The sequence below is a fragment of the Variovorax humicola genome (assembly GCF_037889915.1).
GTDB classification, from domain to species: domain Bacteria; phylum Pseudomonadota; class Gammaproteobacteria; order Burkholderiales; family Burkholderiaceae_C; genus Variovorax; species Variovorax humicola.
Window position 1 is genome coordinate 1 of sequence record NZ_JBBKZV010000036.1, and the last position, 23,948, is coordinate 23,948.

24 protein-coding genes and 2 pseudogenes are annotated in these 23,948 nt (G+C 65.8%); 11 read left to right on the plus strand and 15 right to left on the minus strand.

The annotated features are described in order from the left end of the window. Window positions 1–127 (minus strand): helix-hairpin-helix domain-containing protein (locus tag WKW80_RS31670; protein ID WP_340367614.1); only part of this gene is annotated, 127 nt, incomplete at its 3' end. A gap of 173 nt (window positions 128–300) precedes the next feature. Further along, a complete protein-coding gene (locus WKW80_RS31675) occupies window positions 301–1,227 on the minus strand; it encodes a histone deacetylase family protein (RefSeq protein WP_340367570.1) in 927 nt (308 codons plus the stop codon). Between the two features lie 132 nt (window positions 1,228–1,359). Between WKW80_RS31675 and WKW80_RS31680 the strand changes: the two genes are divergently transcribed. Together WKW80_RS31680 and WKW80_RS31685 are read left to right on the plus strand one after the other, a co-directional pair. Beyond that, window positions 1,360–2,202 carry a universal stress protein gene (locus WKW80_RS31680; protein ID WP_340367571.1) on the plus strand — a complete coding sequence of 281 codons (843 nt, stop codon included), beginning with the start codon at window positions 1,360–1,362 and terminating at the stop codon, window positions 2,200–2,202. Window positions 2,203–2,206: 4 nt separating this feature from the next. Continuing rightward, complete coding sequence (locus WKW80_RS31685; RefSeq protein WP_340367572.1) at window positions 2,207–2,785, plus strand: NAD(P)H-dependent oxidoreductase; 579 nt, start codon at window positions 2,207–2,209, stop codon at window positions 2,783–2,785. A 40-nt stretch (window positions 2,786–2,825) separates the two neighbouring features. Here the strand turns inward: WKW80_RS31685 and WKW80_RS31690 are convergent, their stop codons facing one another. Beyond that, the gene (locus WKW80_RS31690; protein WP_340367573.1) at window positions 2,826–3,617 is read right to left on the minus strand and encodes a YoaK family protein; all 792 of its coding nucleotides are present in this window, start codon (window positions 3,615–3,617) and stop codon (window positions 2,826–2,828) included. Between the two features lie 17 nt (window positions 3,618–3,634). Further along, window positions 3,635–4,096, minus strand: a complete 462-nt coding sequence (locus WKW80_RS31695; protein WP_340367574.1) for a universal stress protein — start codon at window positions 4,094–4,096, stop codon at window positions 3,635–3,637. A gap of 158 nt (window positions 4,097–4,254) precedes the next feature. Between WKW80_RS31695 and WKW80_RS31700 the strand changes: the two genes are divergently transcribed. The 5 genes and pseudogenes from WKW80_RS31700 to WKW80_RS31720 all read left to right on the plus strand — a co-directional run bounded on the left by WKW80_RS31700 (window position 4,255) and on the right by WKW80_RS31720 (window position 8,876). Further along, entirely contained in the window at window positions 4,255–6,777 is a 2,523-nt protein-coding gene (locus tag WKW80_RS31700) for a cation-translocating P-type ATPase (RefSeq protein WP_340367575.1), read from the plus strand. A gap of 70 nt (window positions 6,778–6,847) precedes the next feature. After that, window positions 6,848–7,213: a c-type cytochrome gene (locus WKW80_RS31705; protein ID WP_340367576.1), complete on the plus strand. Its 366-nt coding sequence runs from the start codon at window positions 6,848–6,850 to the stop codon at window positions 7,211–7,213. A gap of 1 nt (window position 7,214) precedes the next feature. Then, window positions 7,215–7,538: pseudogene (locus WKW80_RS31710) on the plus strand (FAD-binding oxidoreductase); the annotation flags it as partial. A 136-nt stretch (window positions 7,539–7,674) separates the two neighbouring features. Further along, on the plus strand, window positions 7,675–7,920 hold the full coding sequence (locus WKW80_RS31715) for an ElaB/YgaM/YqjD family protein (RefSeq protein ID WP_340367577.1): 246 nt from the start codon (window positions 7,675–7,677) through the stop codon (window positions 7,918–7,920). 593 nt (window positions 7,921–8,513) lie between these two features. Next, the gene (locus tag WKW80_RS31720; protein WP_340367615.1) at window positions 8,514–8,876 is read left to right on the plus strand and encodes a carboxymuconolactone decarboxylase family protein; all 363 of its coding nucleotides are present in this window, start codon (window positions 8,514–8,516) and stop codon (window positions 8,874–8,876) included. Between the two features lie 349 nt (window positions 8,877–9,225). Here the strand turns inward: WKW80_RS31720 and WKW80_RS31725 are convergent, their stop codons facing one another. Beyond that, the gene (locus WKW80_RS31725; protein ID WP_340367578.1) at window positions 9,226–9,852 is read right to left on the minus strand and encodes an exopolysaccharide biosynthesis protein; all 627 of its coding nucleotides are present in this window, start codon (window positions 9,850–9,852) and stop codon (window positions 9,226–9,228) included. A 125-nt stretch (window positions 9,853–9,977) separates the two neighbouring features. After that, window positions 9,978–10,409, minus strand: coding sequence for a hypothetical protein (locus tag WKW80_RS31730; RefSeq protein ID WP_340367579.1), 432 nt, complete (start codon window positions 10,407–10,409; stop codon window positions 9,978–9,980). 204 nt (window positions 10,410–10,613) lie between these two features. On the opposite strand from WKW80_RS31730, the gene WKW80_RS31735 reads away from it, so the two are divergent. Together WKW80_RS31735 and ftsH are read left to right on the plus strand one after the other, a co-directional pair. Further along, complete coding sequence (locus tag WKW80_RS31735; RefSeq protein WP_340367580.1) at window positions 10,614–10,955, plus strand: cytochrome C; 342 nt, start codon at window positions 10,614–10,616, stop codon at window positions 10,953–10,955. After that, window positions 10,952–12,826 (plus strand): ATP-dependent zinc metalloprotease FtsH, encoded by a 1,875-nt coding sequence (ftsH, locus tag WKW80_RS31740; RefSeq protein WP_340367581.1) that lies wholly within the window; start codon window positions 10,952–10,954, stop codon window positions 12,824–12,826. The genes WKW80_RS31735 and ftsH overlap by 4 nt, the downstream gene beginning before the upstream one ends. A gap of 90 nt (window positions 12,827–12,916) precedes the next feature. Here the strand turns inward: ftsH and WKW80_RS31745 are convergent, their stop codons facing one another. From WKW80_RS31745 to WKW80_RS31765, 5 genes are all read right to left on the minus strand, one after another. After that, window positions 12,917–13,339, minus strand: a complete 423-nt coding sequence (locus WKW80_RS31745) for a hypothetical protein (RefSeq protein ID WP_340367582.1) — start codon at window positions 13,337–13,339, stop codon at window positions 12,917–12,919. A 71-nt stretch (window positions 13,340–13,410) separates the two neighbouring features. Then, window positions 13,411–13,581: a DUF2188 domain-containing protein gene (locus WKW80_RS31750; RefSeq protein ID WP_340367583.1), complete on the minus strand. Its 171-nt coding sequence runs from the start codon at window positions 13,579–13,581 to the stop codon at window positions 13,411–13,413. A gap of 40 nt (window positions 13,582–13,621) precedes the next feature. Beyond that, entirely contained in the window at window positions 13,622–15,250 is a 1,629-nt protein-coding gene (gene groL / locus WKW80_RS31755; RefSeq protein ID WP_340367584.1) for a chaperonin GroEL, read from the minus strand. A gap of 22 nt (window positions 15,251–15,272) precedes the next feature. Further along, window positions 15,273–15,728, minus strand: coding sequence for a universal stress protein (locus WKW80_RS31760; protein WP_340367585.1), 456 nt, complete (start codon window positions 15,726–15,728; stop codon window positions 15,273–15,275). 55 nt (window positions 15,729–15,783) lie between these two features. Then, window positions 15,784–16,350, minus strand: coding sequence for a hypothetical protein (locus tag WKW80_RS31765; protein ID WP_340367586.1), 567 nt, complete (start codon window positions 16,348–16,350; stop codon window positions 15,784–15,786). A gap of 176 nt (window positions 16,351–16,526) precedes the next feature. On the opposite strand from WKW80_RS31765, the gene WKW80_RS31770 reads away from it, so the two are divergent. Further along, window positions 16,527–16,760: a hypothetical protein gene (locus WKW80_RS31770; protein ID WP_340367587.1), complete on the plus strand. Its 234-nt coding sequence runs from the start codon at window positions 16,527–16,529 to the stop codon at window positions 16,758–16,760. A gap of 151 nt (window positions 16,761–16,911) precedes the next feature. Here the strand turns inward: WKW80_RS31770 and WKW80_RS31775 are convergent, their stop codons facing one another. After that, the gene (locus WKW80_RS31775; protein ID WP_340367588.1) at window positions 16,912–17,133 is read right to left on the minus strand and encodes a hypothetical protein; all 222 of its coding nucleotides are present in this window, start codon (window positions 17,131–17,133) and stop codon (window positions 16,912–16,914) included. A 215-nt stretch (window positions 17,134–17,348) separates the two neighbouring features. On the opposite strand from WKW80_RS31775, the pseudogene WKW80_RS31780 reads away from it, so the two are divergent. Beyond that, window positions 17,349–17,552: pseudogene (locus WKW80_RS31780) on the plus strand (hypothetical protein); the annotation flags it as partial. A gap of 201 nt (window positions 17,553–17,753) precedes the next feature. Here WKW80_RS31780 and WKW80_RS31785 read toward each other — a convergent pair. From WKW80_RS31785 to WKW80_RS31795, 3 genes are all read right to left on the minus strand, one after another. Next, on the minus strand, window positions 17,754–18,179 hold the full coding sequence (locus WKW80_RS31785) for a VOC family protein (RefSeq protein WP_340367589.1): 426 nt from the start codon (window positions 18,177–18,179) through the stop codon (window positions 17,754–17,756). 156 nt (window positions 18,180–18,335) lie between these two features. After that, window positions 18,336–21,518: an AAA family ATPase gene (locus WKW80_RS31790; RefSeq protein WP_340367590.1), complete on the minus strand. Its 3,183-nt coding sequence runs from the start codon at window positions 21,516–21,518 to the stop codon at window positions 18,336–18,338. A gap of 349 nt (window positions 21,519–21,867) precedes the next feature. Beyond that, the gene (locus WKW80_RS31795) at window positions 21,868–23,802 is read right to left on the minus strand and encodes a PAS domain-containing protein (RefSeq protein ID WP_340367591.1); all 1,935 of its coding nucleotides are present in this window, start codon (window positions 23,800–23,802) and stop codon (window positions 21,868–21,870) included. Window positions 23,803–23,948: the final 146 nt, after the last annotated feature.

Genomic DNA, 23,948 nt, shown 5'->3' on the forward strand with positions numbered 1-23,948 from the left:
CGAGCTCACCTAGCGTGTGCGCCGCATTGCGATAGGCGCGCACGCGAAAGCTGTTGGCGCCTTGCACTTCGAGCAGATCGGCGATCTCTGTGAAGATGCGCGCGACCTCTGCATTGACGATGGGCATGTGTCAAGGCAAAAGTGCCGGCGCACTCAATGTGGCGCCGGGACGCTAGCGCGCTGGCGGGAAGAGTCGGTCATCGCGTTCTCCTGCATGGCGGTGGATCGACTGTAGGAACCATGCGCGATGCCGGTCTTGTTCTGGCGCAACGGAACCACGTCCGCACATCGCTGTCAGGCTCAGTCGGCGCCCATGAGCACCCTGACATGGGCCGCGACGCTGCGGGCGAGAGGGTCCAGCGCATAGCCGCCCTCCAGGCACGAGACGACCCGGCCGCGGCAGTGCCGGTTCGCGACGTCCATGATCTGTCGCGTCACCCATGCGTAGTCGGCTTCGACCAACCCCAGGTTGCCCATGTCGTCGTCGCGATGTCCGTCGAAGCCCGCGGAGATATAGATCAATTGCGGCGCGAAGGCACCGAGCGCCGGCAGCCATTGCCGCGTCACGGCGTCGCGGAAGGCCGCGCCGCCCGATCGGGAAGGCAGCCCCACGTTCACCATGCCCGGGCCGCTGTCGTCTTCGCCGGTGAAAGGGTAGATGCCCTTCTCGAAGATGGAGCACATCAGCACGCGCGCATCGTTGCGGAAGATGTCCACGCTGCCGTTGCCGTGGTGCACATCGAAGTCGACCAGCGCGACACGTTCCAGGCCATGCACCTCCAGCGCGTGCCGGATGCCGACCGCCACATTGTTGAAGAAGCAGAAGCCCATGGCTGCATTGCGTTCCGCATGGTGCCCGGGCGGTCGCACGCAGCAGAAGGCCGAAGGCGCGTCGCCCGACAGGACCATGTCCGTGGCCAGCACCAGGGCGCCCGCTGCGCGAAGCGCCGCATCGATGGTGTGCGGATTCATGCAGGTGTCAGGGTCGACGCTGCGCAGGCCTTCCTTCGGCGACGCCGCGATCAGCGCCCGGACATGGGCCATCGAATGCGCGCGACCCAATTGCTGCGGCGTGGCGCGCGGCGCATCGCATTGCTGCATGCAGTCGAGCAGCCCCAGCCCGAGCAGGCGGTCGCGGATGCCCGAGAGCCGTTGCGGGCATTCGGGGTGATGCGGACCCATGTCGTGCAGGGCGCAGTCGGGATGCGTGATGAATGCGGTGAGCAATCGGATGCCTCGGCGAGTTCTTTGTGACAGTTGCAAGTCTGGCGGCGTGCCAATGCAATGCCTTGATCCCCGTCAAAGCCGTGCGAAGTGGGCTGAAAGAACATCGGCGCATCTCATCCACCACCCGATGCCGTGACCTACAAGACCATCCTCGTGCACCTGGACCGCACTGGCGCCTGCCGCGTGCGCATGGACTTGGCGGCACAGTGGGCGCGGGCTCATGGCGGCCATCTGGTCGGCCTCATGTCGACCGGGCTCATCGACGGGATCATCCCGGCCGAAGAGATCATGTCCGGTGCGACGGACTTCATCGCGGAAAGCGCGCAATACCTTCGCCTGCGCGCGGAAGCGATCAGCCATGAGTTCCGGGAACGCGTGTCGGCGGGCGGGCCGATCTCGTACGAGGTCCGGCTGATCGATGCGACGACCGTCGACGCGGTCGTGCAACACGGGCGCACGAGCGATCTGGTCGTGCTCGGGCAGCGCGACGACGACGAGGTCAAGGACATCACTACGCGCGAACTGCCGCAACGGGTCGTCATGGAAGTGGGCCGGCCGGTGCTGCTGGTGCCGTACGCAGGCCATTTCGAAGGGGTCGCGAAGAACGTCGTCGTGGCGTGGGACGGATCGAGGGAAGCCGCCGTGGCTTTGCGGGCCGCCGTACCAGCCATGCAGCATGCTTCGAAGATCACGCTGCATTCCTGTCGCGGTGTCCACGAGAACCTCGTCGAGGAGCGACTGCCGATGCCGGACATCGTCCGGTACCTGGAGCGGCACGGCATCCAGGCCACGGCCGAGAGCGACGTCACCGAGATCGACGTCGGGGATGCACTGCTGTCGCGCATTTCCGACCTCGGCGCCGACCTGCTGGTGATGGGCGGCTATGGGCATTCGCGCTTCCGCGAACTGATGCTGGGCGGCACCACCCGGCACATCCTGGCGCAGATGACGGTGCCGGTGCTGATGACGCATTGATGCCATGCGCATCCTGATCATCCAGGGGCATCCGGACCGCTGCGCATCGCACTTCTGCCATGCGCTGGCGGATTCGTATGCCGAAGGTGCAAGCAGTGCCGGCCACGCGGTCGAATGGATCGACCTGGGAATGCTGGATTTCGCATTGCTGCGAAGCCAGGACGAATGGGCACATGGGTCGCTGCCACCAGCGCTGGCCAGCGCACAAGCGGCCATTGCGCGCGCGGACCACCTCGTGATCGTCTATCCGCTGTGGCTGGGCGGCATGCCCGCGGTGCTGAAGGGATTCCTGGAGCAGGTCATGCGCCCGGGGTTCGCCGTGCCGGCGGACAAGCCGAGCCTGCGGGCGAAGATGCTCGCAGGCCGCAGCGCGCGCGTGGTCGTCACCATGGGTATGCCGGCACTGGTCTACCGCTGGTACTTCCTCGCGCATGGGTTGCGATCGCTCAAGCGCAACATCCTCGGCCTCATCGGTATCGCACCGGTGCGCGATGCGGTCGTTGGTTCGGTCGAAAACCTCACCGGCAAGCAACGCATCGTCTGGCTGCGCAGGTTGCGGGCCTGGGGCCGCGCAGCGGTTTGACCGCTGCATCGCCACCGGCCCTTCCTCGATGGTCCGCTGACTACCGCTTCGCCTCGCGCGTCGTGCGTGCGGACAACCGTCCCATCAAGGCCCTCGACCTTGGCAGGTCCCGAAGCAACGGCGGCACCGACAGGCCCAGCAGCAGGGCCGCGACCGGCACCACGAAGACGAAACCCATGTGCTTGAAACCGAGCGCGCCGGTGATGCCGCCCAGCACGAACATCGCGACCAGGCCACCGCAAACGGCCATGCGTTCGCGGCTGCGCCGCACCTGCAGCAAGGTCGGCGCCTTGCCGCTTCGAGACCAGTAGAACAGCTTGCCCAGTTCCATGCCGAGGTCGGTGACGTTGCCCGTCATGTGCGTGGTGCGCACGCTGCCGCCGGAAGTCTTGGAGCCGACGGCGTTCTGCAGTCCCATGATGAAGGACAGCAGCAGCACGGTGAGCGGAACGGCGAAGGGCGTCGACCAAGTGAGCGTGATCGCCCCGGCCAACCCGAACGGAAACATGAGCCCGGCCTCCAGCAGCAAGGGCAGGGCATAGACGCTGTGCAGGCGATGCGCGCGGCTCCAGTTCACCAGCACCGCGCAAGTGCCGGCACCGGAGATGAATGCAAGGATGGCCCCCAAGGCGTTCAGCACCAGCGTCATGTGGCCCAGGACCAGGCTGTCCGCCACCTGCGAGGCGAATCCGGTCATGTGCGAGGTGTACATGCCAAGCACCAGGAAGCCGCCCGCGTTGACCGCCCCGGCATTGAAGGCGAGCAGCAATCCGAGGCCGACGTTCGTCGAGGGCGCGCGATGTCGGTTGGTGAGCAGGAAGAGGCGGCGCATCGGGCTCGGCCGAGGCCTCAGGCGCCGGCCGCCGCTGCGCCGCGCACCAGCAGTACCGGCACTGGCGCCAGGCGCAACACGGCTTCCGCGCCGCTGCCGAGGAGCATGCGTCCGACGCCTTTGCGGCCGTGGGTGCCGAGCACGATGACGTCAGCGGGCCATACGCTGGCCTGCGCCGCGACCAGTTCCGCCATCTTGCCGGAGAAGCCGTCGTGCAGTACCGACTCGGCCTCGACACCCGCGGACTGCGCCTTGTCCTTTCCGTCCTTCAGCACCTTGGCGCCGTATTCGCGCATCGCCTCGACCCATCGGCCCTGGTGGCTGTCGTACGCGTCCATGGCATGTGCCATCGACATGTCGCCAATCGAATGAAACAGGCGCAGGCGTCCTTTGGTCAGGCCAGCGAGCTTGATGGCCTCTTCGAGGCCGCGCAGCGAGGTTTCGCTTCCGTCGAGCGGAACGAGTATGTTCTGGTACATGGCAGCTCCGTTCTGGTGCAAGGTTGCTTTGAGCCAGTGTGGCGGTGCACCCGGCCAGGCGCCTTGATGTGGCGCAAGCCGTTTCCTTTCCTTGCGCGATGTCAACGCGCCGGGGCAGGCGGTCGGCCATGCTGGGCGGATCGAGGAAGGCGTTTCGCATGAACCCCACTGAATGCACGCCGGTCGAATCCCGGCTGGCTCCGACCGGACTCACCGATGCGCAGGCGGCCAAGCGCTTGCGAAGCGCCGGTCCCAATGTCCTGCCGACCGCGGGCCGCAAGGGCCTGGCGCGCATCGCCTGGGAGGCGCTCACCCAGCCGATGTTCCTCCTGCTGCTGACCACCGCCGGCGTCTACGCGGTACTGGGTGCGCTGGGCGATGCGGCGATGTTGCTGGTGTCGGTGCTGCTGGTGGGCGGCTTGTCGATCTACCAGCAGCAGCGCACGGAACGCGCGATTGATGCGCTCAAGGACCTGTCGAGCCCGCGTTGCGCGGTGGTGCGCGAAGGCCGCACGCTGCGCATCGCCAGCCGGGACCTCGTGCCCGGAGACCGGCTCATCGTCAACGAGGGAGACCGGCTGGCCGCCGATGCGCAGGTGCTGGAATCCAACGCCATCCAGGTGGACGAATCGCTGCTCACCGGCGAATCGGTGCCGGTCGCGAAGTCGCCAGGGGGAGGCGATGCCAATGCGCTGCTGCATGCGGGCAGCCTGGTGGTGCAGGGCGACGGCGTCGCACTCGTGACGTCCACCGGCGCCTCCACGGCGTTGGGGCGCATCGGCGGCTCGCTGGCGCAGATCAAGGCGCGCCCCGGCCGCTTGCAGCAGGAACTCAAGCGCCTGGTGCAGAGCGTAGCCCTGCTGGCGATGTTCACCTGCATCTTTGCTGCCAGCCTGTTCGCCTGGCGCGAAGGCTCGTGGACCGCGGGGCTGCTGGTCGGCCTCACCCTGGCGATGTCACTGATTCCGGAGGAGTTCGCCGTGGTCTGGACCGTGATGCTTGCGCTCGGCGCGTGGCGGCTCGCAGGCTCGCAAGTGCTGACGCGGCAGCCGCAGGCCATCGAGGCGCTGGGCACCACCACGGTGCTGTGCGTGGACAAGACCGGCACGCTCACGCGCAATCAGATGGCGCTCGCGGCCTTGCACGACGGCACGGCGTCGCTGCGCCTGCGCACGGACGCAGACGCGCCGCCGCAATTCCATCGCCTGCTCGCGGGCGCCATGCAGGCCAGCGTACGCGACGGCGTGGAGCCGATGGACCGCGCGATATTCCGCTCCGCGGACCAGGCGGGGGTCCCCCCGGTCGCCGGATGGGAGGCGGGTGCGCGCCGGGGCGTGCGCGAGGGAGCGCCCTACGTGGTGCAGTGGTGGCGCGAATCCGGCGGATCTCAACGCCAGCGCGTTGCCGTGAAGGGCGCGGCGGAGGCATTGCTGGCGCGTTGCGATGCCGACGCGGATGTCCTGAAGGAATTGCATGCGCAGGCAGAGCGATGGAGTGCCTCGGGTTTGCGGGTCCTCGCCGTGGCCGAAGGATTCACCGATGCCAGGTGTGACGATGCGGCGCTCCCCGACGGCCTGCGCCTGGCGCCGCTGGGGCTGCTGGGCTTCATGGACCCGCTGCGCGACGAAGTGCCTCGGGCCGTCGAGGAATGCCGGCAGGCCGGCGTGCGCGTAATCATGATCACCGGCGATGCGCCGCGCACCGCGGATGCGATCGCACGGCTCGCGGGCCTGGTTGGCGGCGACGATCCGCCCGCCGTGACAGGGGCCGAACTGGCCCGCATGCGCGATGCGGAACTGCGCGAATGCCTGCGCCGCGTCCGCGTGTTCGCACGGATGGACCCGGCGCAGAAGCTGCGCATCGTGCATGCGTTGCAGGACGCCGGCGAGGTCGTCGCGATGACCGGCGACGGCGTCAATGACGCACCGGCGTTGCGGGCGGCCGATATCGGTGTGGCCATGGGGCAGCGCGGCACCGACGTCGCACGCGAGGCGGCCGCGCTGGTGCTGCTGGACGACAACTTCGCATCGCTGGTCGAGGCGGTGCAGGCGGGGCGGCGCATCTTCGTCAACCTGCGCAAGGCCCTGGGCTACCTGTTCGCGGTGCATGTCCCGATCGTCGGCGTGGCCTTGGTGCCGGTGGTGATGGGCGGGCCGGCGCTGCTGTTGCCCTTGCACGTGGTGCTGCTCGAACTGCTCATCGATCCGGCATGCTCGCTGGTGTTCGAGGCCGAGCCCGAGCCGGCGGACATCATGCGCGTGCCGCCGCGGGCGAGCGACGCGCGGCTCTTCGCGCCGGCGGCGGCCTTGCGCGCATTCGCGCTCGGCGGCGCCGCCTTCGCCGGCGTCGCACTGGTGCAATGGGTGTTGCATCGCCGGGGCGCATCTGCGGAGGACTTGCGGCTGGGGAGCCTGTCGTCGATCGTCCTGGGCAACCTGCTGATGCTGGCGTGGTTCCGCGGCTGGCAGCGCGTTGGCGTGCGGGAGAACGTTGCCTTCCACGCCCTCTTGGTGGGCGTGTGCGCGGTCGCGCTGCTGCTGCTTGGCGTGCCGGGCGTCGGCCCGCTCTTCGGGCTGCCTACCTTGCATGCCGGCTGGTTGGCCGGCATGGCCTTGCCGGGCATCTGGGCGGGATGGCACATCTTGCGGCGCAAGCGGCCGGTCGCCGTTGCCGCACATTGATGCAGCGCAAGATGTCCAACACGGTTTCGGCCGACGATGAGATCGCCTGTTTCGCAGGCAGGAGTCACGCATGAAACGGTCGAACACGGCAGCGCATCGATTGCTCGTTGCGGGCATGGCCGCCAGCCTGGCGTTGTGCATCGGTGACGCTGCCGCGCAGGCGCGCGGTGCAATGCTCTATTTCAACCACTGCATGCAGTGCCACGGCGCCGAGGTGCACTGGCGCGACCATCGCCTGGCGACCGACTGGCGGTCGCTGAAGGCCCAGGTGCGGCGCTGGCAGTCGGTCTCGTCCCTGAACTGGAGCGAGGAAGACGTCGACTACGTCACCCGCTACCTGAACACGCGCTACTACGACTTCTCGCCACCGAGCGCGGCGGGGCCGGTGGTGCCGGTCGAGGTCGCGCCTCGCCGCGCGAAGGTGCCGGCACATTGACATGGGCGACCTCTACGAGGCGCGCGTGCTTGGGCGTGGGCGGCACTGGACGGATCGCCTCTTTTCCTTCACCGCCAGCGCGACCCGGCCTTTCGCTTCCAGAGCGGCCAGTTCACATGATCGGCCTGATGGTCGACGGCCGGCCGCTGCTGCGCGCCTTCAGCATGGCCAGCGCGCACTACGAGACTACGCTCGAGTTCCTCAGCATCAAGGTGCAGGACGGGCCGTTGACCTCGCGCCTCCAGCACATCCGTGCGGGCGACACGGTGCTGGTGGGACTCTGCTGTTTCAGAACCTGCTGCCCGGACGCACGCTCTACTTGCTGTGTGGCCGCGCTTATGAAGACGCGATGATCCCCGCATCCCTTGATCCACGTCAAGCGACTGCAAATAAGGCGCACCTAGCATGACCCCGTTGCCATCTCATCCACCAACCCCGCAAGAAAGCCCCACATGAACGATATGACGACACCGAGCACGACCGAACTGCAAAAGTCCCCGTGCGCTTCCTCTCCCTCCGCCGAATGGCTGCAGGAAATGCTGCACAAGGTGCGGGCGCAACTCGACGACCTGCAGGCCAGTGCTCGCGACCAGGCCCGCACTACGGCGCGCAACACCGACCACCTGCTGCACAGCCATCCGTATCGCGCGGTGGGCATGGCCGCTGCCGCGGGCCTGCTCGTCGGCTTCCTGGCCTCGAGGCGCTGAAGCGCTTCGCACGCGCCGCCTGGCGTATCGCCATCTCACCGTTCTGCAGCTTGCGCCATGAATGGTTCCCCAACCTTGCCCAGCGACTTCGGCAATGCACTGCCGTCGGCGATCCGCATCTTTACAAGGCTTCGATGTTCCTACCGCGGTTCGCCTGTGGGATAACTCGGTACATGCGTTCGACGCCCTGGGCGCCGGCGTTCACGCTGGTGCTGCGCAACCCGGCACTGCTCAGACGGCTCGTGATGGAACGCAGCCCCTTGCTGCTCGCGGACGCGTACTTCCGCGGCGCCATCGATATCGAGGGGCGACCTCTACAGTGCACTGCGCCTGAAGGATCACTTTGCCTCGATGGTCCTGTCGTGGCGCGACAACGTGGTTGGCTCCAGTGGTAAGTGCGATTCGGCCCCGGTCGCTTCTTGAAGGTGAAAGGCCACAAGCCGAAGCTGCATTCTGGGAAGGACCACGTCGGCGTGCCTTGCGCTGCGTCAAGGAAGAGCCGGCTTGACGATGCGTGCCCCGCCATGCCGATCGGACTCGCGGCCTTGACCTCGATCAAGCCCGCCGGCGCGTCACGGGGCTATGGTGAGACGATGAACTCATCTCCTTCGTTCGAGACTCTCACCCAGGGCGTGTCCGTGCACCTGGCCTGGCTTCGCAAGGACACGCCTGCCGTCATGAAGGGCTTTGCAGAACTGTCGCGCGCCTCGATGCAGTCCGGCGCGCTCTCCGAGAAGCACAAGGAGCTTATCGCCCTGGCGCTGGGGGTTTCCGCGCATTGCGACGCATGCATCGGCTTTCACGCCAAGGCGCTCGTGCGGCTGGGCGCGACCCGGTCGGAGGTCGAGGAAGCGCTCGGCGTCGCCGTCTACATGGGCGGTGGGCCCTCGCTGATGTATGCCGCCAATGCGGTCGGCGCCTTCGTCGAGTTCTCTCAGGCCGGCGCCGGGGGCTGATGGCGAAGGAGCGGCGTGGCGCCCGGGTCGCTGAGCGCCTGGAGTCTTGCGAAGCCCGCGTCCAGCGCCTGGTCGTACTCCTTGAAATGCTCCAGCGACAGGAAACGCACTCCGCAGCAAAGCTGTTGCCGCGTCGCCGCAGTACGCTCCAGCAGTAACGCCCCGATCCAAGCTCTTGGGCGGTCACGCGCAACTCGCTGCGCGGAATCATCAGGCAAGTTCTTCGGGCGCGGTGCATCGAATCCATGTCGACGCGACTGGGGTCTCGCGGAGTCATGAACACGCCTTTTTCTCGGGTGCAAAACTTCATTGGAAGCTTTGGTTCAACGCGTGCGTCGCGCAGTCGATTTCAGAAGTGCAACGGCGCAACGACATGGCTGCCGATCTTCACCAGGCCGGCAATGACAATGGCCGAGAAAGCGAGCGAGCCGACGCCAGCCGTCATGCCCAGCGCCATCAGCAGGCCGTCCGCTCGCAAACCGCCCAGTGCCATCAGAACGAGCGCCACGCCGATCGGCACGTTGACCAGCGGTAGCGGCAGGATGAGCACCATCGAAAGTACGATGCCCAGGCCCCCCGCGAACCGGACGGCCCTGGCGCCGGCGAACGCACCCAGCCGGGGAGACGACAGCCCGTCGGCCAACGAGAACAACGCCCTCAGGCGCTCGACGATCACGGCGAAATCGGTACGACGCACCGATTGCCTTGCAATCCACCAGGGGACACGTGGCGTCATGTCGCGCGCGAGTTGCACCGTCAGGAAGAGCAGCGGCAAGCCGAGGATCGTGGAAGTCCCGGGCAATGCCGGCACGGCATTGGGCAATGCGAACAGCAAGGTCAGCATCAGCGTTCCGCCGTTCCCCATGGCGGCCATGATGTCGCCGACGGAGACCCTGCGCCGGGTCTGGTCGGCGGCGAGCCGCGCGATACGGTCGATGTCGATACCGTGCCTGTCGGCTTCACGGGGAATGTCCAAGACGGCTCCTTTGCTGCATGCATGCGGGCCGGCATCCAATCCGCAACCGCCCCGCGTGCACCAGCGAACCGTATGGCACGTCGCACCCTTTGGCACGTCTTCCTGGCGCGAGGGGTGCCGCAGCGTCAGGAGCGGGTTCCACCAAATCGTGCCGGTGCCTGCTCCGACCCCGCCGGCATACTGAGAACGGCGCCATCGAGACACTGGACCCAATCCTCATGCGCATACAGGAAATCGTCGATCTCCTGCAAGACATCCAGCAGGAGACTGTCGCCGCGGATGTTGCTCACGAGCCTGCCGCATTGATTGTCCTGGCGCAGATTCACGCTCAGGCAGGTCGAGTCCGCCCTCGCATGGATGCGGACTTCATGGCGGCCAAGATCGAAGGGCTCGAGGATTGCACGCAAGGACTTCAGGCAACGCTCGGCACCCAGTCGGCGTGCTTGTTCCAGCGACGAATCCATCTCCGCGGCAATGCCCGACAGGGCGGCGAGACATTGGGCGCGTCCATACGGAATGTGGGAATGGACATGGTTCGAAGCGGCCAGCGAATTCATGATTGGACCTCCTTCTTGACGTTGCACGTGCTGTGTCGTGGAAATTCTTGCAGCCGGCGAGCGCCACACCTTGCGCGGGATCAAACTCTGGCGACAGCGTTGGCGATTGCGCTGCATCAAGGTGCCGGCCGAGTGGCCGCGCGATGCTGTGCTCCTGTCGTCGGCGGCTTTCCGGTTGCGGCGATTTCAAAGAGGAGCCGTCGCATGTTCATTCGACCCCTGGCAGCCTGTGTTCTCGCCGCCTCGTTACTGTCCGGTGTTTCGGCAGGGGCCCAGTCGCGCGGCGAACTGCTGTACGAGACTCATTGCATCGCGTGCCATACGACGCAGGTGCACTGGCGCGAGCGCAGGCTCGCCACGGACTGGAACAGCCTGCAAGCGCAAGTCGTTCGCTGGCAGGCCGCGGCATCGCTCGAATGGAGCGACGAGGACATCGTGGCGGTGACACGGCACCTCAATGAAAGGTTCTATGGTTTCAGGTCGCCGTCCGGCCCGCCCGTGGTCCTGTTGCCGACGGCAAGCCGGCGTCCCGGGTCCCCGCCATGAATGACTGGGGGAAGCGCCACCTGGGGTCCATCCTGCTCGCGATCGGGCTGCTCGGGCTCGCGTGGCAGTACTGGGAACAGAGCCGCAGGATCGAGATGGTCCCTTACAGCGCCTTCGAGGAGCATTTGCGGGAGGGCAGGATCGCGGAGGTCACGGTCGACGACTCGGTCATCACCGGGCGCCTCAAGACACCCGACAGCGAGGGCAGGCAGACCGTCTTCGCGACAATGATGGAGCCGCAGGTCGCCGAGCGACTTGCTGGCTTCGGCGTTCCCTACCAGCGGGTGCGCAGTTCCGGCTGGCTGCAAGCCTTGCTGTCTTGGATCGTGCCCGGCCTGATGTTCTTCGGCCTGTGGACATTCATCGCGCGACGTGCCGGCGGCGGCATGGGCGGCGGGCTCCTGGGCATCGGCAGGAGCAAGGCGAAGATCTACATGGAGAAGAGCACCGGCGTGCGCTTCGACGACGTCGCAGGCGTCGACGAAGCGAAGGCGGAGCTCCGGGAAATCATCGACTTCCTCAAGAACCCGAAGGACCACGGGCGGCTGGGCGCACGCATTCCCAAAGGCGTGCTCCTGATGGGGCCCACAGGCACCGGCAAGACGCTGCTGGCGCGTGCCGTGGCCGGCGAGGCGAGCGTGGCCTTCTTCTCGATCAGTGGCTCGGAGTTCATCGAGATGTTCGTCGGCGTGGGGGCGGCGCGGGTGCGCGACCTGTTCGAGCAGGCCCGCGCCAACGCGCCCGCCATCATCTTCATCGACGAACTCGATGCGCTTGGCCGGGCTCGCACCGCCTTCCCGATGGCCGGGGGACAGGACGAGCGCGAGCAGACGCTCAACCAGCTGCTGGTGGAACTCGACGGCTTCGATCCCAGCGTGGGCGTCATCCTGCTCGCCGCGACCAACCGCCCGGAAACCCTGGACCCGGCGCTGCTGCGCGCCGGGCGCTTCGACCGCCAGGTGCTCGTCGACCGGCCGGACCGCATCGGCCGCTGCGCCATCCTGAAGGTGCATGCCAGGAAGATCCGCCTTGACGCCGGCACCGATCTCGACCAGGTTGCCGCGATCACCGTCGGCTTTGCCGGCGCCGACCTGGCGAACCTGGTGAACGAGGCCGCGCTGATCGCCACGCGGCGCAATGCGGACGGTGTGACCCTGTCCGATTTCACGCAGGCCATCGAGCGCATCGTGGCGGGTATCGAGAAGAAGAACCGCATCCTTGGTCCGCAGGAGCGCGAACTGGTGGCCACGCATGAACTCGGCCATGCGCTGACCGCGCTATCGCTGCCTGGCGCCGACAAGGTGCACAAGGTGTCGATCGTTCCGCACGGCATCGGCGCGCTGGGCTACACGCTGCAACGGCCTTCGGAAGACCGGCACCTGCTGCGGCGGGGGGAGCTGCTCGACAAGCTGGCGGTGCTTCTGGGTGGCCGCGCGGCCGAGATCCTCGTGTTCGGCGAGCCGTCCACGGGCGCTGCCGACGATCTGGTCAAGGCAACGAACCTGGCCCGCGACATGGTGCTGCGCTACGGAATGGACCTCGGCCTCGGCCCCGTCGTCTATGCGGGGCAGCACTCCCCGTTTCTGGAATCGCCGGCCGATGCGGCAGCCACTGTCACCTCCGGCACGCTCGGCGAAAAGACCGCGCAGCGCATCGACGACGCCGTGCAGGGGTTGATCGAGCAGGAGTCGAAACGCGCGACCCGGTTGCTGGGCGACCGGCGCGAGATCCTGGACCGGTGCGTGCGCGCCCTGGTCAGCAAGGAAACGCTGGAGGAGGCCGAGTTGCTGGCGCTCGTCGGCAGACCGGATGCGCCGCGCAATGCAGTCGCGGGCGATCGTCCGCGGGCGGATCTGGCGCTGGCGCAGTGAGTCGCGGTCGTGGGCGGCGAGTGCCGCGAACTCCCCACGGCGAGGCAACCCTCACTTTCTGCTTGGAGAGGACAGGCGCAAGGCGGGTCCTCAAGGCTCGCTTTCCGCAGGCCAATAAAGCGTCGCGTGCGCCGCGCCCGCGCCAACGCGAACGATGGTCGAGCGCGTGAGCCCGGCATAGTCCGCAGTGATGCGATAGACGCCGGGGCGCAGCGCGATGTACAGCAACGGACCGCAGTCGAGGAACGGCCCGAACGAAGCGCCATTGCGATCCACGGATTCGACCTTGACGGAAACGCCTGCGACAAACGCCCCGGTCCGCGCTTGCGCGAAGGTCAACCGCAGGTTGTAGAGGTCCCGCGTCACCTGCATCTCCTGCTGGCCCTCGGCGCTGATGCCGCCGCTCGCATAGCTGCCGGGCGCCAACACTGGCGTGACGGCAGCGCCGGATGCGCTTCTGAGAACGCTCATCGCCATGACAGCGAAGAGCAACACGGGCTTGCGGGGGTTCATGGCGATCCTCTTGGAGTGATTGGGTATCCGGTCGATGCGGCCAGGGCAAAGAGGCGCGCCATTGCATCGGGTCAAGCGTGCCGCAGTGCCCATTGCTTCGCCCTGGCGATCCCGATACGGATGGCCTTGCCATCGTCCAAACCTTCGGCGAGCAATGCATTGGCGATCTCGATGGCCTTCAGCCGCACCGCGAGCGGCAACCTGCGCATCGACACGGGGTAGCGATCGGGTGTCCAGGGCATGGGATGCTGCGCAGGGTTGACGGCTGCGGGATGCGATGGGTCAGTACGAATCAGGCTCGAGGCCGATCCGCTCGTGCGGCGTCGTCTTCTTCGGTGCGTTCGCGATCATGCAGTCGGTGGTCAGCACCAGGCTGGCGATCGAGGCGGCGTTCTGCAACGCCAGGCGCGTGACCTTGCCGGGGTCGATGACCCCCATCTCCAGCAGGTCGCCGTACTGGCGTGTCGCAGCGTTGTAGCCATAGCTGCGCTGTGTCGATGCGTCCACCCGTTCCAACACGATCGAAGGTTCGTCGGCCGCGTTGCTGACGATGCGTCGCAGTGGCTCCTCGAGCGCGCGTTGCACGATCTTGATGCCCGAGGCGTGGTCCAGGCCGAGCGTCGGCAGGTCCGCAAGCTTGCGTCGCGCCCGCAGCAGCGCCACGCCGCCGCCGGGAACGATGCCTTCCTCGACCGCGGCGCGCGTCGCATGAAGGGCGTCCTCGACGCGCAGCTTGCGTTCCTTCAGTTCGGTTTCGGTGGCCGCGCCGACCTTGATCAGCGCCACGCCGCCCGACAGCTTGGCGATGCGTTCGTCCAGTTGCTTGCGCTCGTAGTCGCCGGACAGCGAGTCACGCTCCTTGCGAATCGCCGCGATGCGATCGCGAATGGCAGTTGCATCGCCCGCGCCGCCGATGATGGTCGTGCTTTCCTTGTCGACGACCACGCGCCGCGCGCGGCCGACATTGTCGGGCGTGGCCTTGGCGAGGGTCAGGCCAAGCTCGCTCGCGATGACCTGTCCGCCAGTCAGGACGGCCAGGTCCTGGAGCATCGCCTTGCGGCGGTCCCCGAAACCGGGCGCCTTCACGGCGCAGGTCTTGACGACGCCGCGAACACTGTTGATGACCAGGGTCGCCAGCGCCTCGGCGTCGACGTCCTCGGCAATCACCAGCAGCGGTGCGCCGGACTTCGCCGCGGCCTCGAGCAACGGCAGGAGGTCGTTGATCGCCGAGAGCCGCTGGTCGCACAGGACGATCAACGCGTTTTCCAGGACAGCCGCCTGCTTCTCGGCGTTGTTGATGAAGTAGGGCGATAGGTAGCCGCGATCGAACGCCAGCCCCTCGACGATTTCCAGCTCGCTGACGAGCCCGGACCCATCCTCGATCGACACCGCGCCCTCGCGTCCCACCTTGTCCATCGCATGCGCGATGAGGTCGCCGATCGACCTGTCGTTGTTGGCCGAGATGGCCGCCACATGGGCGATTTCCTGCGAGGTCGTGCAGGGCTGCGAGATGGCCTTGAGCTCGGCCACGACGGTCTCGACGGCGAGATCGATGCCGCGCTTGAGGTCCATCGGATTCATGCCGGCGGCAAGGTACTTCAAGCCCTCCTGGATCATCGCGTGGGCCAGCACGGTGGCTGTCGTGGTGCCATCGCCCGCCATCTCGCTCGTGCGGGCTGCGACCTCGCGCAGCAACTGCGCGCCCATGTTCTCGAAGCGGTCCTCCAACTCGATGGACTTGGCGACGACGACGCCGGAATTGACGATCTGGGGCGCGCCGAACTCGCTGTCGAGGATCACGGTGCGGCCCCTGGGTCCGAGCGTGACCTTCACCGCGTTGGCAAGGGTATCGACGCCGCGGCGGATCTTTTCGCGGGCATCCTGCCCGAACAGCAGCTTCTTGGCAGTCATGGCGGCCGGTCCTTTTTCGTGCTCAGGCGTGGTCCGCCTCGCCGCGAACCAGCAGCACCGGCACCGGGCTGGCGCGTACCACCCGCTCGGCATCGCTGCCGAGGCCCAGGAGGCTGAAGCCGCGGCGGCCGTGCGTGCCCATGACGATGAGGTCGCAACCGGCCTTGCCGGCCTCGTCGACGACGACGTCTGCCACGCGGCAGCGCGTGACTTCCCGCAAGGCTGTTTCAGCCTGCACGCCCGCATCGATCGCTACCTGCCGGCCGCTTGCCAGCAATCTCTCGCCGTTCACGCGGGCCTCGCGCATCAGGTTCTCGAAGCTGAAGGGCGAAGACATCTGGATCAGCAGCGGGAAGTCGTCCACGACGTGCAGCAGATGAACCTTGGCCTTTTGATCGGCTGCAAGCCGTACGGCCTCGCGAAGGCCTCGCTCCGAGGTCGGGCTGCCGTCCACCGGGATCAGGATGTGTTGGTACATGGTTGCTCCTTGTCGAGTGCGGGGGGAATGCGCGCGGGAGTCACTGCCCGGCGGGCTAAAGTGCCCTTTTGCTGGCTGCCTCTGCCGCGTCGCGCGCGGTGCGTGCGGCGGCGAGCGTGGCTTCCTGCGCCGCCTTCAACGCGTCGCGGGTCGCCTTCGCGGCTTTCTGCACTTCTTCGCTGCTTGCATCGACCGCGCTGTTGACCGCTGCGTCGGCCTTCGCAAGCGCCTCCCTGGCGAGGGCTGCGGCCTTCCTGCTTTCCTCTTCGGCCTTCTGCGCGGCAGCGCGGCTGTCGTCCATCGCCTGGCTTGCCGCGGTCGTTGTCTTCTCCTCGAACCGGGTTGTCGCTTCCGCCACCTTCCGGGCTGCGCGACGGATCGCCTCGGCCGCTGCGGTGGAGACGCTGCCGGTTGCAGCTTCGCTCGCATCGACTGCGGCCTTTGCCTCTTTCAGAGCCTTGTTGCCCGCGCGCTCAGCCTCGCTTGCCGCCTTGCTTGCCGCCTTCGCCACCTTCTGGCTCACCGGCGGCGGGCTCAACTGACCCGGTGCCATGCCTTCGGCCGCAAAGGCCGTTGCAGCGAGGGACAGCGACAGCAGCGCGATCAGGCGTCTTGATTCCATGCGATTTCTCCCGGTGAGACGAGGTGGCAAGCTTGCCGCCGGCGCCCCGGGCGGGCTTTGCGCCAGCGCAAGGAACGAACGCCCGGCTTGAAACGGTCCCATTGCGCCCGGTCAAGGCTGCGTCACGACAACCGACGTAGGGTTGCCGGATCTCCAACCCCGCCAGCGCAAACACCATGCAGGATCTGTGGCTCGGAGCCCGGTTGCTTTTGTTGCTCGCCGTGGCCAACATCACGCCCATCGCCGCCAAGGACCTGCTTGGCGCGCGCTGGGCATGGCCGCTGGATGGCGGCACGCGCGCTCTTTTCCGCCACCGGCGTCGCTTCCTTCTGCCTGCCAATCCCCGAAACGACGCCGCCGGACTATGTGGCCGCAGGCGAGCCCGACGCCATCCGACTGATGCTGCCTGACTGCGCGAACGACTTCATCGCCTGATTTCTTCTCAGGTCGTTCGCAAAGCATGCGAAAGGGCGAAGGGCAGCTCTGCGTTCGATGGGCCAAACATTCCGATTTGATTCGACAAAAGGGCGACCCAGCCTGTCACGTGCATACCACCGGCGCTCAGCTCCAGAACTTCCACCACGGCCGTCGGGCCGTTCGCAGATGCAGCGGCCGCGTGTCCAGGCGGTCGAGCACGATGGCCGCCGCGCCGAAGCGGGTCCGCGCTGCGTCATCGGCGGCCCTGATGCGGGTCTCTTCCCGGCCGTCAGGACGCTCGTCCTTGAGCGTCGCTGGGACTGGCTGCAATGAGTCTTCTTCGGAGAGCGGGCCAGGGTCGGTCATGGTGCTATTTTCGTCCTTTCCGGCGCCGATCCATTCAACGGGCAGATGTCAAAGCAAGTCACGGCCCCGGAGCGAATCAAAGGTCAGTTCAATCTCGGTCGGCTGCATGTTCGGCGCCAGGCCGCGCCCGCGATCTGGAATGCCGTGCTTTCGGCATAACCTGCGCAGCCCTCTGGAAACGTCACTTGGCTACACCGGAGCTTTGCACCAGAGCCGCATGGGACACGACGCAGATGCAGGCGGTGTTCGATCGCTGGGCCAACCGGCGCCACGTCATCCCGCCAGAACTCATCGGGCGCATCGCGCCGACGCGACTGGAGGTTGTCAATCTGCGAGGCGTCTTCCGCTTCCCGATCGAGCGCTACGTCGATCAGCTCCTACTGTCACAAACAGCAGCGAAAACGAGCACCTTGCGCTGAAATCGACCTCGCAAAGACGCCCCAAAACGCAAACTCAAGAGCGAACAGGAAGATCAATAAAATCAATGGCATAGCTATCGCTACCCCGCATGGTCGCTGGGGTTCGAAACCGTCCGTTATTGCACCGAAAACGAGTAGACCCATCTGTCATGGCCTTCTCCTTCACCGATCGGGTTGAGTGGTGCCGGTGCGACGGGACCGTCAGGAAGCGTCGCCCGGCGCCGTGCTGTCGTGCAGCGGAACGGCAAAGCTCAGTTCGTGTCCGTCCGGGTCGGTGATGTGGAAATAGCGTTCTTCCCAGGAGGCATCGCGGGGGTCGCTGTCCGGCCGCAGCCCGCAGGCGAGCGCCTGCCGGTGCAAGGCGTCGACGTCCGAGACATAAAAGATCAGCCGGCCCCACCATGACCAATGGCGATCGCTGCCCTCGGTAGTGAGGTTCAAGCGGACGTTGCCGCCTTCCAGGCTGCTGAATGATGCCCGCTCGCCGCCGTAGCGCATCGCAAAGCCCAGGGCCAGATAGAAGCGCAGCGCCCGCGCCATGTCGTGCGTGGCCAGCGTGACCGCACTCAGGCCGACGATTCGCACAGTGGGCGGACCAACCTGTGCGCTCTGGGATGGCAACGGCATGGCGGAGCTCATCGGGATAACGCCACTTTTTAGCACGCCTCCCCAACACGAAGCAACAGCGCGCGCCCTGCAGTGCGACTGCGGCGACTGCGGCGAGCAGATGATCGCTCCAGACCCCACAAGCCGGCCTCCCGCAACCGCGCGGACCATTCGCCTTCAATTGACCAACTGAGCCAGGGCCGACTCAGCTCTTGTCCGGTAGACCGTCGCCCCTTGCTCCGAGGCGATGCGCACAGCGGTACGCAGCCAACCTTCGGCGAGTGCCGCGTTCGCCGCGGAGTCCGCCAGTGCAAGCTCTGCACGCAGCCGCCACAGCTCCGAGACATAGATGCCCACTTCCGGTGAAATCAGCGTGTCGAAGGTGCGCGTCACGAGTGCCAACGCCTCCTTGCCGCGACCGGCCCGCCTCAGCGCTTCGACCATGCACAGATACGGATACACGCCGAGGAAGCTGTGCCTGAGCGCCGTGTCGTAGTTCGCCTCCATCATGGCTAGCCCGGCGGCGATGTCGTCCTGCTGTGTGCGCGCCAGACCGAACATGAATTGCCCGAGCCCGTGCTGCAGCGGCAAGTCGTATTTCTTTGCCACCTGCATCTCGCGCCCAGCCATGTTCTGACAGGCTTCGATGTCGCCAGCCAATTGCATGGCGACGCTGCCGTTGCCGAGGGCGAATGTCAGGCTGAATGGGTGTTGCACCGATTCCGCGAGCGCGAGCGCAGCATCGAGGCTGGCGGTGGCATCCTGCGCCAGACCCGCGAGGCCCAACCCGATGGCGGTGCAGCAATGTGCGCAGACACCCGGATCATGGCCGGCATACACGTGGGAAAGGCTGTGATGGCGCTGCGAGTCGTAGCGGTGAATGCCTTCGCGCGTCACCTCCAGCATCTTCCCGGTCTGGCCCGTGAAATACCAGAAGCCCCAGCGGTGATGCAGGCCTTCCATCTGCAGATCGTCATCGCCCAGCTTGCGGCTGATCTCCAACAGTTCCTCGCCCAGCACGCGGGCATCGTCGAACTGGCGCGAGTTGGCCTTGGTGATGTACAGCCCCCATGTCGCCTGGAATAGTTGCCGTTCGGAGTTGGCCTCCTTTGCCAGCGCATAGGCCTGCGCCAGCACCGCTGCCATGTCATGGCTCAGCGGCCCGGCCTGAATGTTGAAGGTCGCACCCAGCTTGAGCTGCGCTTCGATCGTGCAGCGCGCACGGGCCGCGGCGTCGGTGATTTGCTCTGCTTGCGCGAGCGCGGCGTTCAAGTTGGCGATCGCCTCGGCGTGGGCCGAGCGCCGCCCCGACGTTTCTGCGGCGAGCATCCAGTACGCGCACGATCTCTCTGGCTGCGCCGCGCGGTCGAAATGGTGGGCGACGATCTCAGGCGCGCTTGCGGCCGCGGTGTTCTGCTGCGAAGCCAGTAGTTCGGCAATGCCCAGGTGCAAGGCCTGGCGGCGGCTGCGCGACAGGCTTTGGTATGCCGCCTCCTGCACCAGCGAATGGTTGAAGCTGTAGCCACCCTGCTGCAGGTCCTCGGTGGCGAATACGAGGCCAGCGCCAATCAACCGGTCCAAGCCTGCGCGCAGCGAGGCCTCCTGCACGCCGGCAATGGCGGCCAGGAGCGGGTAGGAGAAATGGCGCCCGATCACCGAGGCGACCAGCGCAATGTCCTCGGCTTCGCCCAGGCGATCCAGCCGGGACATCAGGGAATCCTGCAGCGTCGAAGGCACAACAACGGTGTGCGCGGCCTGCATGTCGATCACCGCCTTGGTGAGTTCTTCGACATACAACGGCACGCCGTCGCTGCGCTGCACGATCTGCCGGACCAGCGCCTCGTCTATCGGCCAGGTGCCAGCGGCGCGGCGGGCCACCGCAGCACTTTGGTCGTGCCCCAGCGGCTTGCATGAAATGGCAGTGGCATTCATGTGCTCGCCCCAGGGTTTGCGGAATTCGGGCCGATGGCTGACAAGGGCCAGTACCCTGCACGATCCGATGCGCGACAGCAGCCGTTCCACCAGGATTTGCGTCGTGGGATCGCTCCAGTGCGCGTCCTCCAACAACAACAGCACCGGCACATCGTCAGGCGTGGCCAGCACGAAGTCTTCGAGAATGGCGAGTATTTCCATGTTGCGCTGCGCCGTGGTCATCTCCATCGGCGACACGCGATCGGGTGTGGGAAGGTCGAGCAATTCCGCGATCAAGAGCAGGTCCCGGCGCGATGTCCGGCCAACGCGCGTCAGCAGGGCTTCGAGCTTGCTCAGATTCTCTTCAATCGCGTGCTCGGGCTGAATTGCGGCTTCGTGCCGCAGCAACTGGGTCAGCGGGTACAACGCGCTGTTGCGGTGATAGGGAGAGCATTGGCAGCGCAACAGCCGATGCGGCGTATCGCGTACCCGCTCGGCGAGCGCCTCGATCAACCGCGACTTGCCCATCCCCGCATCGCCGCCGAGCAACACGAGGTGGCCGTTGCCCTGAACCGCACGTTGCCATGAATCGAGAAGAAAGACTTGTTCCCGCTCGCGCGCAACAATCGGCCCCGCAAGCCTGCCGCGCGACGCGGCGAACCGACTCTCGACGCGGCGTTCGCGCACCACCTTCCAGACCGGGACAGGCTTGTCAAAGCCCTTCAGCGCGTGTTCTCCAGCGGACACGTATTCGAAGAAATCGCCACTGAGTTGCCGTGTCATCGGGCTCACCAGAACGCTACCAGGTGCGGCCAGCGCCTGCAGACGGGCTGCCAGATTCGGCGTGTCGCCGACCACTGTCTGTTCGCGCCCGTCAGCGGAAGCATGCCCGACGACCAGGCCCGTGGCGACGCCGACGCGGGCCTGCAGCGCCTGGCCGTCGGGGCGCTGCAGACGAGCGACCGCCATCACGATCCCGAGTGCCGATCGGATCGCGCGCTCAGTCGCCTGTTCCTGGGCCCGCGGATAGCCGAAGTAGGCCAGTACGCCGTCCCCCAGGTATTGGGCAATGTGGCCATCGAAGCTCTCGATCACGCGGGCGCAGGCATCGCGATACCTGCTCAACAACTGGTCGAGGTCCTCGGGATCCAACTGGCTGGCGATCGCGGTGGAGCCCACCAGGTCCGTGAACACCACCGTGACCTGGCGGCGTTCGACCTCCTTGGCGGGCGCTGCAGGCGCAACAGGGCCTGCAGGCATGGCCGCGGTTTGCCGCAGCTTGGACGCTGCGGCGAGGAGCTTGCGCCGGTGGCCGAGAGACAGCCCCAGCCTTTCCAGGTCTTGCTCGGTCAGATCCGGCACGACCGCCACGTCGATGTCGTTGCTGGCGAAGACTTCGCAATACCTCTCAAGGCCAAGACCTTGGAGCCACGAGCTGATGTCTGACATTTCGAAAACCTCACGACGGTTCGTAAGGGCTCCTGGATTCCCTCGGGAAGCAGGAGTCCAAGTTGCCTTTCGTGCGCGACTCGATGCAGTGTGGGCCGTCTCGATACCGACTGCAAGGCCGTGCTGAGGTGCTGTCGACGATCGCACGCCCGGTCAGAAGGTATTGCAGTCGTAGCTCCGCGGCATCCGCCACTTTGCGGTCTTTCAAGGGCCTCGCCCATTTGTCCGTACTCGCTGCACAACGGTATTCGATAGCTCGATCTCCAAGCCGCTGCGCTGAAAGCCAGAGCCTCCGCTAAGCCGACAACCAGAGAATCCGCCGGTCAGTTGCCTGTTCGCTGCGCGTCGCCTACTTTCCGTAGCGATTCGATTCCAATACCTCGGCCAATGCTTCAAAGCTGTAGGGCTTGAGCAGCAATCGAAACTCCCCGCCGTTCATGTCCTTCGCCGATTCGGCATATCCAGTCGTCAGGACGATCGGCAACTCCGGACGCCGACGCCGGATTTCGCGAGCAAGATCGAGTCCGCTCATGCCACCAGGCATCATGATGTCGGAGAACACGAGGTCAACGGACCGCGCATTGGCCAATGCTCCCAGCGCCGCGACCGGGCTTGCAGCGTGAATCACCTTGAATCCCAGCTGCCCCAGCATCTCGCGAGTGAGCTCCGCCAGTTCGGCATCGTCTTCGACGAGAAGTATTTGGCGACCCCCAGCGTCTTGCCGACCAGGCGCATTGTTGGCGTCGACGGCTTTGGCAGGTAGTCGCATGGACCTTGGCAATCGCAGGAACACGGTGGTGCCCCGCCCAGGCTGGCTTTCAATCTTCAGTTGACCTCCGGACTGCTGCGCGAAGCCGTAAACCTGAGGCAACCCCAAACCGGAACCCTTGCCGACCTCCTTGGTCGTGAAGAACGGCTCCAGCACGCGATCGAGGACGTCCGGTGGCATTCCGATCCCTGCGTCGGTGATGGAAATCTGAACAGTTTCGCCCGAATCTTCTTCGGCAGGCGTTCTTGCCACGTTCCTCGCCTCGATGGTGATGCGGCCTCCGTTGGGCATTGCATCGCGCGCGTTCGCAACAAGGTTCAGCATTGCCAACTCGAACTCGCCCGTATCGATTTCGACTGGCCAAAGGTCAGGCCCAAGGTCGATCTCGAGGCGAATGTCTGCGGGCAGCGAATGTTCGAGCATTTCCCGCATTCCGTTGAGTTGCGCGGCCGGCTCAACGCACTCAGGGTTGATGGCCTGGCGGCGCGTGAAAGCGAGAAGCTGGTGGGTCAGGCCGGTGCCTCTCGTCACGGCGCGGCGCATCGCCGCGTAAACACGCTCCCGCTGCTCGGGCGCCATGTCCCCTTCGAGCACCTTCAACCCGTTTGCAAATACCGCCAGGAGATTGTTGAAATCGTGCGCCACGCCTCCTGTCAACCTTCCGATAGCTTCCAGCTTCAGGGATTGACGCAGCGCCTCCTCGGCTCTTTTCAACCGCTCCTGATCGCGCACCCGCTTGGTCACGTCATAAACGAACTGGTACGCACCGATCCGAAGGCCGCTGGCATCGCGTAGAGTGTTGTAGCGCATCTCGTAGAACCGCCGATCCCTCGCCGGATCGCCAAACTCCCCGATTTCCACGAACTCCTCGCCACCCATTGCGCGGGACCAGATGGCCTTGACCGCCGCCTGGTGATCGGGTTGCGAAGCCAGCAGGTCCAGCATGCTGTCTCCAATCTTGGGACGTATGCCGAAGATCCGCTCGAATTCGTTCGCCGCTGCGCGATTGATGGCAAGCCAGCGATAGTCGAGATCCGCAACCTGAACAAATGCATCCGTGCCTTCCACAATGTCGGCCAGCAGCCTGCGCTCTGCAAGCGCCTCTTCCACCCGGCGTTCCAGCGTGTCGTTCAACTCGCGAAGCCTGCGCTCGGCCAGCACCCTGCCTGTGGTTTCCGATACGGCGCAGAACATGCCCGCGACTTGGTCAGTTTCGTCGCGCAATGGCGAATAGGAAAAGGTAAACCACGTCTGCTCGTCGAAGCCCTTGCGGTTCATGACGAGTGGCAGGTCCTCTCGATAGGTCGAATGGCCTTCCATCGCAGCATCGATCAAAGGGCTGATGTCCGCCCAGATTTCCGGCCAGATGTCGTGGAACGCCATACCCAAGGCTCGCGGGTGCTTGGCGCCGAGGATTTCTGCGTATGCATCGTTGTACAGGAAATTGAGTTCCGCCCCCCACGCAACAAACATCGGGAACCGCGATTGAAGCAAAAGGCCGACGACCGTTGCCAATGGTTGCGGCCAAGACTCGGGCATGCCGAGCGCAGACTTCGACCAATCATGCGAACGCATCAATGCCCCAACGGACCCTCCTCCTTGCAGGAAAGCCACATTCGAACCTGGACGTGAAAAACCTGAAGAGGACGTCATGGATTTTG

Bases quoted from the DNA above. Each gene is read 5' to 3' on its own strand.
- WKW80_RS31765 (WP_340367586.1), bottom strand. From the start codon at position 16,350: ATGGAATCAAGACGCCTGATCGCGCTGCTGTCGCTGTCCCTCGCTGCA.
- WKW80_RS31695 (WP_340367574.1), bottom strand. From the start codon at position 4,096: ATGTACCAGAACATACTCGTTCCGCTCGACGGAAGCGAAACCTCGCTG.
- ftsH (WP_340367581.1), top strand. From the start codon at position 10,952: ATGAATGACTGGGGGAAGCGCCACCTGGGGTCCATCCTGCTCGCGATC.
- WKW80_RS31750 (WP_340367583.1), bottom strand. From the start codon at position 13,581: ATGCCCTGGACACCCGATCGCTACCCCGTGTCGATGCGCAGGTTGCCG.
- WKW80_RS31785 (WP_340367589.1), bottom strand. From the start codon at position 18,179: ATGCCGTTGCCATCCCAGAGCGCACAGGTTGGTCCGCCCACTGTGCGA.
- WKW80_RS31705 (WP_340367576.1), top strand. From the start codon at position 6,848: ATGAAACGGTCGAACACGGCAGCGCATCGATTGCTCGTTGCGGGCATG.
- WKW80_RS31700 (WP_340367575.1), top strand. From the start codon at position 4,255: ATGAACCCCACTGAATGCACGCCGGTCGAATCCCGGCTGGCTCCGACC.
- WKW80_RS31745 (WP_340367582.1), bottom strand. From the start codon at position 13,339: ATGAACCCCCGCAAGCCCGTGTTGCTCTTCGCTGTCATGGCGATGAGC.
- WKW80_RS31730 (WP_340367579.1), bottom strand. From the start codon at position 10,409: ATGAATTCGCTGGCCGCTTCGAACCATGTCCATTCCCACATTCCGTAT.
- WKW80_RS31690 (WP_340367573.1), bottom strand. From the start codon at position 3,617: ATGCGCCGCCTCTTCCTGCTCACCAACCGACATCGCGCGCCCTCGACG.
- WKW80_RS31760 (WP_340367585.1), bottom strand. From the start codon at position 15,728: ATGTACCAACACATCCTGATCCCGGTGGACGGCAGCCCGACCTCGGAG.
- WKW80_RS31685 (WP_340367572.1), top strand. From the start codon at position 2,207: ATGCGCATCCTGATCATCCAGGGGCATCCGGACCGCTGCGCATCGCAC.
- WKW80_RS31720 (WP_340367615.1), top strand. From the start codon at position 8,514: ATGAACTCATCTCCTTCGTTCGAGACTCTCACCCAGGGCGTGTCCGTG.
- WKW80_RS31770 (WP_340367587.1), top strand. From the start codon at position 16,527: ATGCAGGATCTGTGGCTCGGAGCCCGGTTGCTTTTGTTGCTCGCCGTG.
- WKW80_RS31735 (WP_340367580.1), top strand. From the start codon at position 10,614: ATGTTCATTCGACCCCTGGCAGCCTGTGTTCTCGCCGCCTCGTTACTG.
- WKW80_RS31775 (WP_340367588.1), bottom strand. From the start codon at position 17,133: ATGACCGACCCTGGCCCGCTCTCCGAAGAAGACTCATTGCAGCCAGTC.
- WKW80_RS31715 (WP_340367577.1), top strand. From the start codon at position 7,675: ATGACGACACCGAGCACGACCGAACTGCAAAAGTCCCCGTGCGCTTCC.
- groL (WP_340367584.1), bottom strand. From the start codon at position 15,250: ATGACTGCCAAGAAGCTGCTGTTCGGGCAGGATGCCCGCGAAAAGATC.
- WKW80_RS31790 (WP_340367590.1), bottom strand. From the start codon at position 21,518: ATGTCAGACATCAGCTCGTGGCTCCAAGGTCTTGGCCTTGAGAGGTAT.